Genomic DNA, 13,053 nt, shown 5'->3' on the forward strand with positions numbered 1-13,053 from the left:
CCGGATCCTGGGCGCGGACGTGCGGCGCTATGCCATCTCCTCGGTCGGCGACGCCTGACGCCCCCGCGCCGCGGGCGCCCCCGGCGGGTGCGGCCTTCGGCGAACACCTCCGGCCGCCCGACGGACACGAGGTGCCCGGCGCCGTCGACGGTCCCGGTGTGCGGTCCGGGGCGACGGCGGCGGCGCGGCGGCGCAGGTCGGCGTACCACGCAATGCTCCGGTCAGCGGACCCGCTGGTAACGCAGGTGCACGGTCCCGCCGTCGAACACGCGCTGCTCCACCAGCCGCAGCCGCAGGTCCGCGCCGAGCGGCAGGTACCGCTTCCCGCCGCCGAGGACGACCGGCACCACCCGCGGGCGGAACTCGTCGATCAGGTCCAGCAGCGACGCGGCCAGCCCGGGCCCGCCCACGGCCAGCTCGCCGTCGGTCTCCTCCTTCAGCCGGGCCACCTCCTCCAGGGCGTCGGCGCGGCGGACGAGACGGCACCCGGGCGCGACGGAGGTCAGCGAGTCGGAGAACACCACCCGCGGGATCGCGGTGTAGAGCTGCGCGAACTCCGCCTCCACCGGGTGGCCGTCGGCCCGCTCGGGGGCGGTCCAGAAGTCCTCCATGACGTCGTAGAGGTTGCGGCCGAACAGGAACACCGACGTCGCCCGGGTCTGGTCGTTGGACAGGCGGTGCACCTCCTCGTCGGGGTCGCCGAAGGCGATGCTGCCGGCGGGGTCCTCGACGAAGCCGTCGAGGGACATGCTCATGGAGTAGCTGAGGAAACCCACGGGTGTCAGACCTTCCGGTTCCAGAACTGGTGGATGCGCCCACTCGGCGAGGCGACCGACTCGACCGTGAACCGGTCCTCGACGCCGGTCAGTCCCTCCCACGGGGACACCCCACGCCCCAGCACGATCGGCAGGATCACCACGTGCATGATGTCGACGAGGTCGGCGTCGAGGAACTGCCGGATCGTCGAGGGTCCCCCACCGAGTCGCACGTCGAGGTCGCCCGCGGCCTCCTGCGCGACCGTCAGCACCTCCTGCGCCGACCCGTCGACGAAGTGGAAGCTCGTCCCGTTCGCGAACTCGATCGGCGGCCGCGGGTGGTGGGTCATGACGAACACCGGGGTGTGGAACGGGGGCTCGTCGTCCCACCAGCCCTGCCAGCCGTCGTCGGTCCAGGGGCCGGTCTGCGGGCCGAACTTGCGCCGCCCCATGATCTCGGCCCCGATGCCCTGGGCCCACGTGCTGGTCAGGGCGCGGTCCAGGGTGACGGGGGCGTCCACCCCGCCGATCCCGTGGATGAACCGCCCGTCGAACCCGGCGAAGAGCCGTCCGGCGTCGCCGATCGGGGCGTCGAGGGCCACGTGGTCGCCGGCGGCGTAGCCGTCGAGCGAGACGAACAGGTTGTGCACCCGGGTGCGGGGCATGGGGCCTCCTCGGTGAACACGCGGACCGCGTCACGACGGTGGACCGCAGGGGGCGGCGGAACTCATCGGTCGACGCTGGGTCCGGCTGCCGGCCGGCGTCGTCCGGGACCGGCTCGTCGTCGAGGCCGGGCGCGGTCCGGCGCGGGCCGACGCCCGGAAGGGAGCGCATCGTGGACACCGTCGTGGCCGGTCCGGCCGAGCAGCGCCGCGTCCTCGACGAGCTGCTCACCCCGTCGACGCCGGACCGGTCGTCGCGGCTGGAGCGGGAGACCGTGCGCGTGACGGATCCGGCCGTCCTACGCTGTGCCATCGGAGGGCCCCGCACCGATCTCGCGGGCGGGGGTCGGTCCGCCGGGTCGTGGACCGGCCGACCACGTGGGCCAGGAGGCGGTTGTGGGCGAGGCGGTCGTCGGCGGGCTGACCCAGGCTGGCGGGTACCCGGACGCCGAGCGGGCCGTGTGCGACCGGGCGCGGCTGCTGGCACTGGCCAGGACCGGGCTCGGTCCGGCGGCCGACCCCGAGATGGACCGCATCGCGGACTGGGTGCGCCGCGCGCTCGGTGTGCCGACGGCGCTGGTGTCGCTGGTCCAGGTCGACCGACAGGTCTTCCCGGGGATGGTCGGCCTGCCGGAGCCTGCTGCCGCCGAGCGGGCGACGCCGCTGACGCATTCGTTCTGCCAGCACGTCGTCGCGTCGGCGCAGCCGCTGGTGATCCGCGACGCCCGCGCGCATCCGCTCGTGTGGGACAACCTCGCGATCCCGGATCTCGGCGTCGTCGCCTATGCGGGTGTCCCCCTGACCGACGAACGGGGCAGGGTCCTCGGCTCGCTGTGCGCGATCGACGGGCGACCGCGCGACTGGTCCGACGACGACCTCGCCACGCTGCACGACATCGCCCGCTCCTGTTCGGCCGAGCTCCGGCTGCGGCTGGCCCGGTACGACGCCGGTATCGAGGCCGGGCGCCGCGACCTGGTCGAGCAGTGGCAGCAACAGGTCGTCCGCGAGCTGCAGGCGGCCATGCTGACCGTCCTGCCCACCATCGACGGGTTGTCGATGGCAGCCCGCTACCGGCCCGCGGACTCGCGCCTGAACGTGGGGGGCGACTGGTACGACGCGGTCGCGCTTCGCGGTGCCCGCGACCGGGACGGTCAGGCGGTGGCCGTCTCGGTCGGTGATGTGATCGGGCACGACCTCCCTGCGGTCACGCTCATGGGGCAGGTCCGGTGGATGCTGCGCCAAGCGGCGTGGGACCACTCGGCGGGGCCTCCGACGGCGGTCTTCGGCGCCTTCGAAGCCGCCAACCGGGGGATCGGCCCGGGCGCCGCGGGCACCGCGGTGGTGGCCCACATGCACCGCCCGCCGGGTGCCCCGTGGGTGGTGCGCTGGACCAACGCGGGGCACCCCGCCCCCCTCCTGCTGCGGCCCGACGGCCGGACCGAGCTCCTGGCCGAACACGACGCCCTGTTCGGTTTCGCGATCACCGACGGGCTCCCGCGCACCGACCACGAGCTGGTCGTGGAACCGGGATCGACGCTGTTCCTCTACAGCGACGGACTGGTCGAGCGACCCGGTTCCGACATCGACGAGACGACCCGGGCTCTGGTCACGCTCCTCGACGGTGTCCGCGACGACGGACCGGAGGCCGTCGTCACCGCGGCGATGGAGTCGCTGCCCGAGAACACCCACGACGACGTCGTCGCCTTCGCCGTGCACTTCCACGCGGATCCGCCCGGATGAGGGTGGAGCCCGTGACCCTGCCGGGCGCTCGGTGGCCGATCGCGACGAGCACGCCGAGAACGACGGCGAGAACGAGGTCGCGGACCAGCTCCACGACCACGGTCGCGCCCGCCGCGCGGCAGGGCCGGGCAGAGGCGCGCCGGCCGGGAACCGGGTACGGCGTCGGAGACGCTGCTGGGCACGAACGCCGCCACCACGGCACCGACGGTGGCGAGGACGGAGATCAGTGACGGCCCAGGCGCTCGACGAGATGGACGGTGACGGTGTCCCCGGTCTGCTTGCCGATCGTCGTCCGCACCGCAGCGGTCACGGGCAGCTTGTGCGTCCCGTCGCCGAGCGCCATGAAGGAACTCCGGAACGGGTGGCCGTCGATCGTACCCCGGACCTTGACCGGCCCGCGGGTGCCGAAGAACTCGGCCGACCAGTCGGTGCGCAGGTAGACCCACCCGCCCGGTGCGTCGCTCTTCTCGAGCGTGGCGGTGAACGTGTGGTCGAGGGCGTGGGGGGCGACGGGATCGCTCATCGGGTTCTCCTTGTCGGACGGCCGTCCACGGGTCTGCCGACCTGGACAACGAGGGAGACCGGCACGGGGCCGGGGAATCATCGACGGCGAAGCCGTGGCGACACCGCAGGCACCACCCCTGCGGCCGGCGCCGCGGACGGTCGGTCCGCCGGGCCGACCGGCTCGCCGGCTCAGATCCGCCATCGGATTCCCGGCGCCGCCAGGTCGGCCTGGAACAGATTCCTCGCTCTCCGTCGTGCCGAGTTGTCGTCCAGGTCGGTGACACTTCCGCCCGGGCGTCGGGAAGGCGCCGGCCTGCGTCACCGGGAGAGCGGTGGAGCGACACCTCCGACCTGTCGGACACACTCCCGCCCACCGCTGGTCCTGGCGGCGGTGTTCGGCGGAGCGGTGCGGGCAGGGCACGGCTCGACGCGGGCGGCGCCGTCGACGCAGGTCGCCGAGTGGGCCGGGCACCGCGTCGCCGTCCCGCTGCAGATCTACGCCACGTGTGTGTGCGGCCAGGAGGACGCGGCCCGCCAGCGCATCGCCGAGGCCCTCGGGGAGCCCGGCCGTGGCCGGAACGTCGACACGTGGTCGACACAGCCACCCGGGGGGCACCGGTTCCCGCCGGTCACAGCCGGACAGTCGCCTCCTGGCCTCGACGGGCGAAAACGCTGGTCAGGGGCGTAGATTCGCGGTCGGAACGGGTGCCCCCGGTGGGAGTCGAACCCACACCGGTGACCCTTTTAAGGGGCCTGCCTCTGCCGTTGGGCTACGGGGGCGCCGCGACAGCGTAGCCAGGGCGGGAAGGACTCATGCCGAGCACCGAGAAGGTCGACCTCCGGGGCGCCGCGGCGACCCTGCTGATGACCCTCTACATGCGACGCCTGGACGCCCGGTCCCGCCGCCCGATCCTGGGCGACCCGTGGGCGGAGCCCGTCTGGGACCGCATCGAGCACGACGTCCACGGCCTCTGGCAGTTCACCGGCGACGTCTCGACCATCGTGTGCCGCGCCGCGATCCTCGACGGCTGGACACGGGAGTTCCTCTCCACCGAGCCCGCCGGGCAGGTCCTGCACCTGGGCTGCGGGCTGGACAGCAGGCCGTTGCGGGTCGGGGTGCCGTCGACGTGCCGCTGGGTCGACGTCGACCAGCCCGAGGTGATGGAGGTCCGACGGCGGCTCTACGACCTCCCCGACAGCATCGAGCAGGTCTCCGGCTCCGTCACGGACGACGACTGGTGGTCCGCCGTCGACCCGACGCTGCCGACGCTCGTCGTCGCCGAGGGGCTGTTCATGTACGTCCCGGCCGAGGCCGTGCACGCGACCGTCGACCGGGTCGTGTCCGGAACCCCCGCGGCGACGCTGGCGTTCGACGCCGTCGCCCCGTGGACGGTGCGTGCCTCGCGGTGGACGCCGACGTTCCGCGCCGTCGGTACCGAGTTCCGGTGGTCGTGGAATCCCGCGGAGTTCGCGCACCGGCACCCGTCGCTGACCGAGCGCGACGACATCTCGATCTACGACGAGGTGTCCCTGCGTGAGCCGCGGGTGTGGCTGCGCCCGCTGTTGTCGGTCGTCGGACACCTCCCCGCCATGCAGGACGCGATGCGCCTGCACCGCTTCACCACCGGCTGAGCCCCGGGACCGGGGCGCCCGCCGAGATGCAGCTCAGCGGGCGGCGACCCGTACCGGAACCCCGCTGAGCTGCGTCTCGGCGGCGGCAGCGGCGCGGGGGACGCGAGACGACCGGGCGGGCCGGGGCGTCGCGGCGGAGGGTGTTGCGTAGAGGTGAGCAGAGCAGAGCCACGCCGGAAGGGACCCCCGAGCAGCGGCGACGACGTTCATCGTCGGATCGGCGACAATCCCGCGGCCCGCGCGGTGTCCGACAGGACCTGCTCGACCATGGCCGGGGTCAGCCGGCCGGTGAAGGTGTTCTGCTGGCTCACGTGGTAGCAGCCGAACAGCTCCAGCGGCTCCCGGTCGGGCCGGGCCGGGGCCAGCGTCACCGACGCCCCGTGCCCGAACTTCGGGGCCGGCCGCGGGACCGTCCACCCCGCCCCGGCGAGCACCGGCAGCAGCGCCTGCCACCCGAAGCCGCCGAGCACCATGACCCCGCGGACCGTCGGCGCGAGCAGGTCGAGCTCCTGCTCCAGCCAGTTCCGGCAGGCGTCGCGCTCGGCCGGGGTCGGCTTGTTCGCCGGCGGCGCGCAGTGCACGGGCGCGGTGATCCGGACCCCGTGGAGCTCCAGGCCGTCGCCGATGTGCGAGGCGGTCGGCTGCGAGGCCAGTCCGACGGCGTGCAGCGCGGCGTAGAGCACGTCGCCGCTGCGGTCGCCGGTGAACATGCGCCCGGTCCGGTTGGCGCCGTGCGCGGCGGGAGCCAGCCCGACGATCAGCATCCGCGCGTCGGGCGGGCCGAAGCCGGGCACCGGGCGTCCCCAGTAGGTCTCGTCGCGGAACGCGGCCCGCTTCTCCCGGGCCACCTGCTCGCGCCACTCGACCAGCCGCGGACAGGCCCGGCACTCGGAGATCCGCTGGTCCAGGACCGCCAGGTTCATGCGATCGATCGCGCGATCCCGTCGAGGATGTCGTGCTCGGAGACGACGACCCGGTCGATCCCGGCGCGCGCATGCAGCTCGTCGGCCAGAGCCTGCACGACCAGCGCCCCGGCACCGATGACGTCGACGCGGCCCGGGTGCAGCGAACCGTGTTTCTCCCGCTCCGCCCGCGACGACCGGATCAGCAGGTCCGCGACCCGGTGCAGGTCCTCGCGGGTCAGCGTCGAGCCGTGCACCTGCTCGCGGTCGTAGGCGGGCAGCTCCTGGGCGATCCCGGACAGCGAGGTGATCGTCCCGGCCACCCCGACCCAGGTCGTCGCGGTCTCGAGCGGCACCGACGCGAACGCCTCGGCCAGCACCTCGGCGGCGACCGCACGCGCGGAGTCGATCTCGGCGTCCGACGGCGGGTCCGAGGGTAGGCAGCGCTCCGTCAGCCGCACCGACCCCATGTCGACCGACTTCGCCGCGGTCACCACGGCGACCCCGTCGCGCAGCTCCCCCACGACGACCTCGGTGGACCCGCCGCCGACGTCGGTCACCACGAACGGGCCGTCGTCGGGGTCGAGGTCGCCGACGGCGCCGACGAACGACAGGCGCGCCTCCTCGTCGCCGGAGATGACCTCCGCCTCGACGCCCAGGGTGTCGCGGACCATCGCGAAGAAGTCCTCGCGGTTCGACGCGTCCCGGGTCGCCGACGTCGCGACCATCCGGATCCGCTCGGCTCCCTTGCGGCGGGCGGCGACGGCGTAGTCGACCAGCGCCACCCGGGTCCGCTCCAGCGCCTCCGGGTCGAGCCGGCCGGTCGCGTCGACGCCCTTGCCCAGCCGCACGATCCGCATCTCGCGGTGCAGGTCGCGCAGCTCCTTCTGCCCGTCGAACGCCTCGGTGACATCGGCGACCAGCAGCCGGATCGAATTGGTTCCGCAGTCGATGGCGGCGACCCGCGACATCGGCACTCCCTGCTCTCGGCGACCGTCGGACCTCACCGTAGTCGGGATCGGCCGGTGGAGCCGCCCGTCCGGGTTACCCTCCGGTAATGGCGACGACGCACACCCCGGCCCCGGTGTCCGACCTCGGCACCCACGAGGTCCTCAACCAGGTCCCGCCGCGCTCGGACGGCGACCTGCTCTCCGCGGACCCGGCCGTCGTCGAGGCGCTCGCGCGGGAGGGCGGGGACGCGGCGGCGCTGGAGTCGGTGGCCGCGGCCGTCGGGACCGCGGAGCACCGCGAGCACGCCCGCTCCGCGAACGCCTGCGAGCCGGAGCTGCGCACGCACGACCGCACGGGACACCGCGTCGACGAGGTCACGTTCCACCCGTCCTGGCACGCGCTGATGCGCACCAGCGTCGGACACGGCCTCGCCGCCGCTCCGTGGGCGGAGCAGCCCGGGACCGGCGCGCACGTCACCCGCGCGGCGGGCTTCTACCTCACCTCGCAGGTCGAGCAGGGTCACCTGTGCCCGATCTCGATGACCTACGCGTCGGTGCCCGCGCTGCGGCACGCGCCCGAGCTCGCCGCCGCCTACGAACCCGGTCTGACCGCCCGCCGCTACGTGCCCGGCCTCGCCGTCCCGGCCGGCAAGGACGGCCTGCTCGCGGGCATGTCGATGACCGAGAAGCAGGGCGGCTCCGACGTCCGCGCCGGCACCACCGTCGCCACCCCGCAGCCCGACGGCAGCTACCGCCTGACCGGGCACAAGTGGTTCACCAGCGCCCCGATGAACGACCTGTTCCTCACCCTCGCCCAGGCCCCCGGCGGCCTGACCTGCCTGGTCCTGCCCCGGGTGCTGCCCGACGGCACCCGCAACGCGATCCGGCTGCAGCGGCTCAAGGACAAGCTCGGCAACCGGTCCAACGCGTCGTCGGAGATCGAGTACGCGGGTGCGGTCGGCTGGCGGGTCGGCGACGAGGGCCGCGGCGTCCGGACGATCATCGAGATGGTCTCGATGACCCGGCTGGACTGTGTGCTGGGCTCCGCGGCGACCGCGCGGGCCGCGGTCACCGAGGCCGCGCACCACGTCGCGCACCGGTCCGCGTTCGGGGCGCGGCTCGCCGACCAGCCCCTGATGCGGGAGGTCCTCGCCGAGCTCGCCGCCGAGACCGAGGCCGCGACCGTCCTGGCGCTGCGGCTGGCCGGCGCCGTCGACCGGGGTGAGTCGGCGCTGCTGCGCCTGGCCCTGCCGGTGTCGAAGTACCTGGTGTGCAAGCGGACCTCGACCGTCGTCGCCGAGGCGCTGGAGTGCCTAGGCGGCAACGGCTACGTCGAGGAGTCCGACCTGCCCCGGCTCTACCGGGAGGCGCCGCTGAACTCGATCTGGGAGGGCTCGGGCAACGTCACCGCGCTCGACGCGCTGCGCGCCATCGCCCGCGAGCCGCACGCCGTCGAGGCGCTGCTCGCCGAGATCGACCTCGCCGCGGGAGCCGACCCGCGGCTGGACGCGACGGTCACCGCGCTGCGCGCCGAGCTGGCCGCGCCGGAGGAGCGCCGGGCCCGCCGTCTCGCGGAGCTGGCCGCGCTGGCGCTGCAGGGGTCGCTACTGGTGCGTCACGCCCCGACGGCCGTCGCGGACGTCTTCCTCGCGACCCGGCTCGACGCCGACGGGCCGCTGCGCACGGCCGGGACCCGGCCGGGCAAGGACAGCGTCGGGGTGCTGCTGGAGCGGGCGACGCCGGGGATCTAGAGGCAGGGCGGTCCGGACCGCCACCACTCCCCGATCTCGTCGAGGGCCTCGTCGCCGAACGGGTTCACCCCGGACCCGGCGGCGAGGGCGTGCGCGACGTGCACGTGCAGGCACTTGACCCGGTCCGGCATCCCCCCGGCCGTGACGTCCGGGTGCGTGGCGAGCGGCTCGATGGCGTCGCGCTCGGCGAGGTAGGTCTCGTGGGCGCGACGGTAGGCGGCGGCCAGCTCGTCGTCGACGGCCAGCCGCTCCTCCATCTCCCGCATCCGGCCCTCGGCCTCGAGGGTCCCGATCCGCGACGCCAGCCGGGCGCAGGTCAGGTAGTACAGCGTCGGGAACGGGGTGCCGTCGGGCAGCCGCGGCGCGGTCTGCACGACCGCCGGGTGCCCGGACGGGCAGCGGTAGGCGACCGCGAGGACCCCGCGCGGGGCGCGACCGAGCTGGTCGGCGACGGCGTCGAGGTCGGCCTGGGCGACCGGGCCCGGCTCCAGACCGGGCGGACGGGAACGAGTGCTGCTCACACCGTCATCGTCGCGGGTCGCCCGTGACGTCGTTCCACAGGGTGTGGAACCAGGGCACGCCGGGCTCGGCCTGGCCGTCCTCGACGACCGGCACCGGCGGGGCCGGGAACTGCACGACGTAGGGCGTCTCCCCCGGCTGGACCATCCCGAGCCGGGACCGGGCCTGGGCCTCGACCTCGGCCGGGTCCGAGAGCCGGGCGCGGTCGGAGGACAGCCGCGCGACGTCGGCCTCCAGCGCCTGCTGCCGGTCGGAGACGTCGGCCAGCTCCTGGCGCTGGGCGACGAAGTTGTGCAGCGGCACCGCGACGGTCAGCGCGAGCGCGCAGACCACGATGGCCAGGATGGCGGCCCGCTTCGTCGACGACAGGCCCAGCAGCCCGGTCGTGCGGGCGACGACCTCACCGGCGCGGGACCGGGCGCGGGTCAGACGGGGCCGGGCGCCCTGCGGTCCGGCCGGCCGCGACCGCGCACCGGAGCCGCCCGTCGACGCGGGGGCCCGCGCCGAGCGTGCGGTCGTGGTCCGCGGCTTGGCCGCGGCACGGCCACGCCCCGTGCCGGTCGTGCGCGCACGAGCGTCCCGTCCACGTCCCCGACGGTCCGCCATGCACCCTCCCGTCCGTCCCGGGTTCCCTCACCCGTCGGTGCCGCCCGTGCCCCTCCGTGGCGACCCGTCCAGCATGCCGCCCGATCGGGCACCGGTGGGGGTGCCGCGCCGGACCGTCCGCAGACGATCCGGGCGGCACCGGTGTCACCGACGGGGGAACGACCGGAGCGTCAGCCCTGGCCGGGCACCTGGTAGCGCGGGAACGCCAGCTCGCCGTTGTAGCGGGCGGCGTCACCGAGCAGCTCCTCGATGCGCAGCAGCTGGTTGTACTTCGCCACCCGCTCGGACCGCGCCGGGGCGCCGGTCTTGATCTGGCCGCAGCCGGTCGCGACGGCGAGGTCCGCGATGGTGACGTCCTCGGTCTCCCCGGAACGGTGGCTCATCATGCAGCGGTACCCCGCGTTGTGCGCCATCGTCACCGCATCGAGGGTCTCGGACAGGGTGCCGATCTGGTTGACCTTCACCAGCAGCGCGTTCGCGGCGCCCCGGGCGATGCCGTCCTCGAGCCGCTCCGGGTTGGTGACGAACAGGTCGTCGCCGACGAGCTGCACCTTGTCGCCGATGGCCTCGGTGAGGCCGACCCAGCCGTCCCAGTCGTTCTCGTCCAGCGGGTCCTCGATGGACACCAGCGGGTAGGAGTCGACCAGCTCGGCCCACACCTCGGACAGCTTGTCCGCGGTGATCTTCTTGCCCTCGAAGGAGTACTTGCCGGCGTCGTGGAACTCGGTCGCCGCGACGTCGAGCGCCAGCACGACGTCGGTACCCAGGGTGTAGCCGGCCCGCTGCACGGCGGCGGCGATCAGGTCGAGCGCGCCGCGGGTGCCGCCCTTGACGTCGGGGGCGAAACCACCCTCGTCGCCGAGGCCGGTCGACAGGCCCTTGTCCTTCAGCTCCGACTTCAGCGCGTGGTAGACCTCCGCGCCCCAGCGCAGCGCCTCGCGGAAGGTCTCCGCACCGATCGGGGCGACCATGAACTCCTGCACGTCGACGGAGGTGTCGGCGTGCGCGCCACCGTTGAGGATGTTCATCATCGGGACCGGCAGGACGTGCGCGTTGGAGCCGCCGACGTAGCGGAACAGCTCCAGGCCCGAGGACTCCGCCCCGGCCTTCGCGACGGCCAGCGACACGCCCAGCAGGGCGTTCGCGCCGAACTTCGACTTGTCCGGGGTGCCGTCGAGGTCGACGAGGCGCTGGTCGACCAGTCGCTGGTCCACCGCCTCGACGCCGACGAGCTCCGGCCCGATCTCGTCGAGGACGGCCGCGACGGCCTTCTCGACGCCCTTGCCGCCGTAGCGGTTCTTGTCGCCGTCCCGCAGCTCGACGGCCTCGTGTTCGCCGGTCGAGGCGCCCGACGGGACCGCGGCACGCGCCAGCGTGCCGTCGTCCAGCGCGACCTCGACCTCCACCGTGGGGTTGCCCCGGGAATCGAGGATCTCGCGTGCCCCGACCTGCTCGATGACCGCCACCGTGACTCCTGTTCTGATCGCGGGTGTCGTCCGGTGCGTCAGCGTAGTCACCGGTCGGCCCCCGGCGGGGGACGCTTGCGTCACCCTGCTCCGCACCGGCGGTCTGTCAAGACCTCGCATCCCGCCCGGATCGCACCTAACGTAAGGGTGACCATGAGCAGTCCCCGTGCGAACCACCAGGACCCGGTCGCGGCGTTCCGCCGTGCCGACCGGCTGCTCTCGCGGCACCGTCCGCTCGAGGCACTCGACGCGCTCCGCCCGGTCCTCGACGCCCACGGTCCGGACGAACCCGGCGACGCCTCGGTGCACCTGCTCGCCGGCCGCGCCTACCTCGACTCGGCACAGCTGCGGAAGGCCGAGGCGGCCTTCGTCCGGGTCGTCGAGATGGATCCGGCCGACCACTACGCGCGCTTCGCACTCGGCAAGACGCTGCAGCGCCAGGGCAGGCTCGGCGAGGCCGAGACGCAGCTGAAGATCGCCTCGGCGATGGATCCGCGCCCGGAGTACCAGGAGGCACTGGGCGAGGTGCGGGCCCGCATCGCGCTCGCACCCGACCGTCCCTGACGTGCGAAAACGGATCTTCCGGGGCGAATGCCGCGCGACACTTCCCCGCTCGATCGGGTGAGGTTAGCCTTCCCGCCCGGCAGCACACCCTCACCTGGTGACTGCTCGTCGTGGTCACGCTGCAGGAGGTCGCATGCTGGGGAACGCGCTCATCGGGCTGCGCGAAGGGCTCGAGGCCGCGCTGGTCGTGGCGATCCTGGTCGCGTTCCTGGTCCGCACCGGGCGTCGCTCCGAGCTGCCCAGGGTGTGGGCGGGCGTCGCGCTCGCCGTCGCCGTCAGCGTCGGCGTCACGCTCGGGCTGACCCTGACCCAGCAGGCACTGACCTTCTCCGCGCAGGAGGCGCTCGGCGGCTCGCTCTCGATCATCGCGGTCGGCTTCGTCACCTGGATGATCTTCTGGATGCGCTCGCACGGCCGGACCCTGTCCCGGGAGCTGGAGGGCGCCCTGGACCGGGCCGTGTCGATGGGGCCGTGGGCCGTCGTCGTGATGGCGGCGCTCGCCGTCGGCCGCGAGGGCCTGGAGACCGCGATCTTCTTCTTCGCCGCCGCGCAGGCCGCGGGCGAGACGGCCGGGCCGCTGGTCGGGTTCCTGATCGGCATCGCGATCGCCGTCGCGCTGGCGTACGCGATCTACCGTGGCGCACTGAAGATCGACCTGGGCCGGTTCTTCACCGTCACCGGCTTCCTGCTGATCTTCGTCGCCGCCGGGATCCTCGCCTACGGCGTGCACGACCTGCAGGAGGCCGGGATCCTGCCGGGGCTGACCACGTTGGCCTTCGACGTCAGTGACGTGATCCCCGCCGACTCCTGGTACGGCACGCTCCTCAAGGGGATCTTCAACTTCTCACCGCAGACGACCGTGCTCGAGGCCGTCGTCTGGTCGCTCTACGTCGTGGTGGTCCTGGCGCTGTTCCTGCGCCCCGCCCGCCGGCGCGCCCCCGCCACCACCGACGCCTGAACCCCGCACCGTCCACGGTGTCGACCCCTCTAGGAGAACGCACG

13 protein-coding genes and 1 tRNA gene are annotated in these 13,053 nt (G+C 73.9%); 5 read left to right on the forward strand and 9 right to left on the reverse strand.

Features of this window, described 5'->3' with window-relative positions; translation table 11 throughout:
* Positions 1–221: 221 nt before the first annotated feature.
* Both KPF22_RS25790 and KPF22_RS25795 read right to left on the reverse strand, forming a co-directional pair.
* Positions 222–776: a dihydrofolate reductase family protein gene (locus KPF22_RS25790; RefSeq protein WP_208818806.1), complete on the reverse strand. Its 555-nt coding sequence runs from the start codon at positions 774–776 to the stop codon at positions 222–224.
* A 5-nt stretch (positions 777–781) separates the two neighbouring features.
* Positions 782–1,420, reverse strand: a complete 639-nt coding sequence (locus KPF22_RS25795) for a dihydrofolate reductase family protein (protein WP_224403522.1) — start codon at positions 1,418–1,420, stop codon at positions 782–784.
* 393 nt (positions 1,421–1,813) lie between these two features.
* Here KPF22_RS25795 and KPF22_RS25800 point away from each other — a divergent pair, with 393 nt between their 5' ends.
* Positions 1,814–3,157, forward strand: a complete 1,344-nt coding sequence (locus KPF22_RS25800; RefSeq protein ID WP_208818804.1) for a PP2C family protein-serine/threonine phosphatase — start codon at positions 1,814–1,816, stop codon at positions 3,155–3,157.
* Between the two features lie 223 nt (positions 3,158–3,380).
* Here the strand turns inward: KPF22_RS25800 and KPF22_RS25805 are convergent, their stop codons facing one another.
* The gene (locus tag KPF22_RS25805) at positions 3,381–3,680 is read right to left on the reverse strand and encodes a DUF1905 domain-containing protein (protein ID WP_208818803.1); all 300 of its coding nucleotides are present in this window, start codon (positions 3,678–3,680) and stop codon (positions 3,381–3,383) included.
* Between the two features lie 687 nt (positions 3,681–4,367).
* Positions 4,368–4,441, reverse strand: a tRNA-Leu gene (locus KPF22_RS25815).
* Between the two features lie 33 nt (positions 4,442–4,474).
* On the opposite strand from KPF22_RS25815, the gene KPF22_RS25820 reads away from it, so the two are divergent.
* Positions 4,475–5,293, forward strand: coding sequence for a class I SAM-dependent methyltransferase (locus tag KPF22_RS25820; RefSeq protein WP_224403523.1), 819 nt, complete (start codon positions 4,475–4,477; stop codon positions 5,291–5,293).
* Between the two features lie 206 nt (positions 5,294–5,499).
* Here KPF22_RS25820 and KPF22_RS25825 read toward each other — a convergent pair whose 3' ends face one another.
* Both KPF22_RS25825 and KPF22_RS25830 read right to left on the reverse strand, forming a co-directional pair.
* Complete coding sequence (locus KPF22_RS25825; RefSeq protein WP_208818801.1) at positions 5,500–6,216, reverse strand: uracil-DNA glycosylase; 717 nt, start codon at positions 6,214–6,216, stop codon at positions 5,500–5,502.
* Positions 6,213–7,166, reverse strand: coding sequence for a Ppx/GppA phosphatase family protein (locus tag KPF22_RS25830; protein WP_208818800.1), 954 nt, complete (start codon positions 7,164–7,166; stop codon positions 6,213–6,215). Before KPF22_RS25830 ends, KPF22_RS25825 begins: the two co-directional genes overlap by 4 nt.
* A gap of 86 nt (positions 7,167–7,252) precedes the next feature.
* Here KPF22_RS25830 and KPF22_RS25835 point away from each other — a divergent pair, with 86 nt between their 5' ends.
* Complete coding sequence (locus KPF22_RS25835) at positions 7,253–8,896, forward strand: acyl-CoA dehydrogenase family protein (RefSeq protein WP_224403524.1); 1,644 nt, start codon at positions 7,253–7,255, stop codon at positions 8,894–8,896.
* On the opposite strand, the gene KPF22_RS25840 is transcribed toward KPF22_RS25835, so the two are convergent.
* From KPF22_RS25840 to eno, 3 genes are all read right to left on the reverse strand, one after another.
* Positions 8,893–9,417, reverse strand: a complete 525-nt coding sequence (locus KPF22_RS25840) for a DUF501 domain-containing protein (RefSeq protein ID WP_062400304.1) — start codon at positions 9,415–9,417, stop codon at positions 8,893–8,895. The genes KPF22_RS25835 and KPF22_RS25840 overlap by 4 nt on opposite strands.
* A gap of 4 nt (positions 9,418–9,421) precedes the next feature.
* Positions 9,422–10,021, reverse strand: a complete 600-nt coding sequence (locus KPF22_RS25845) for a septum formation initiator family protein (RefSeq protein WP_224403525.1) — start codon at positions 10,019–10,021, stop codon at positions 9,422–9,424.
* Between the two features lie 170 nt (positions 10,022–10,191).
* Positions 10,192–11,487, reverse strand: a complete 1,296-nt coding sequence (gene eno / locus KPF22_RS25850) for a phosphopyruvate hydratase (protein WP_208818798.1) — start codon at positions 11,485–11,487, stop codon at positions 10,192–10,194.
* Between the two features lie 153 nt (positions 11,488–11,640).
* On the opposite strand from eno, the gene KPF22_RS25855 reads away from it, so the two are divergent.
* Both KPF22_RS25855 and efeU read left to right on the forward strand, forming a co-directional pair.
* Positions 11,641–12,051: a tetratricopeptide repeat protein gene (locus tag KPF22_RS25855; RefSeq protein ID WP_043279643.1), complete on the forward strand. Its 411-nt coding sequence runs from the start codon at positions 11,641–11,643 to the stop codon at positions 12,049–12,051.
* Between the two features lie 133 nt (positions 12,052–12,184).
* Positions 12,185–13,009: an iron uptake transporter permease EfeU gene (gene efeU, locus KPF22_RS25860; RefSeq protein WP_208818797.1), complete on the forward strand. Its 825-nt coding sequence runs from the start codon at positions 12,185–12,187 to the stop codon at positions 13,007–13,009.
* Positions 13,010–13,053 lie beyond the last annotated feature (44 nt).

The sequence above is a fragment of the Pseudonocardia sp. ICBG1034 genome (assembly GCF_020131375.1).
GTDB classification, from domain to species: Bacteria; Actinomycetota; Actinomycetes; order Mycobacteriales; family Pseudonocardiaceae; genus Pseudonocardia; species Pseudonocardia alni.

What these genes read in the sequence shown, in the direction of transcription:
- KPF22_RS25825 (WP_208818801.1), bottom strand. Translation starts at nt 6,216, where the DNA reads ATGAACCTGGCGGTCCTGGACCAGCGGATCTCCGAGTGCCGGGCCTGT.
- KPF22_RS25795 (WP_224403522.1), bottom strand. Translation starts at nt 1,420, where the DNA reads ATGCCCCGCACCCGGGTGCACAACCTGTTCGTCTCGCTCGACGGCTAC.
- KPF22_RS25830 (WP_208818800.1), bottom strand. Translation starts at nt 7,166, where the DNA reads ATGTCGCGGGTCGCCGCCATCGACTGCGGAACCAATTCGATCCGGCTG.
- KPF22_RS25855 (WP_043279643.1), top strand. Translation starts at nt 11,641, where the DNA reads ATGAGCAGTCCCCGTGCGAACCACCAGGACCCGGTCGCGGCGTTCCGC.
- KPF22_RS25805 (WP_208818803.1), bottom strand. Translation starts at nt 3,680, where the DNA reads ATGAGCGATCCCGTCGCCCCCCACGCCCTCGACCACACGTTCACCGCC.
- KPF22_RS25835 (WP_224403524.1), top strand. Translation starts at nt 7,253, where the DNA reads ATGGCGACGACGCACACCCCGGCCCCGGTGTCCGACCTCGGCACCCAC.
- KPF22_RS25820 (WP_224403523.1), top strand. Translation starts at nt 4,475, where the DNA reads ATGCCGAGCACCGAGAAGGTCGACCTCCGGGGCGCCGCGGCGACCCTG.
- efeU (WP_208818797.1), top strand. Translation starts at nt 12,185, where the DNA reads ATGCTGGGGAACGCGCTCATCGGGCTGCGCGAAGGGCTCGAGGCCGCG.
- KPF22_RS25845 (WP_224403525.1), bottom strand. Translation starts at nt 10,021, where the DNA reads ATGGCGGACCGTCGGGGACGTGGACGGGACGCTCGTGCGCGCACGACC.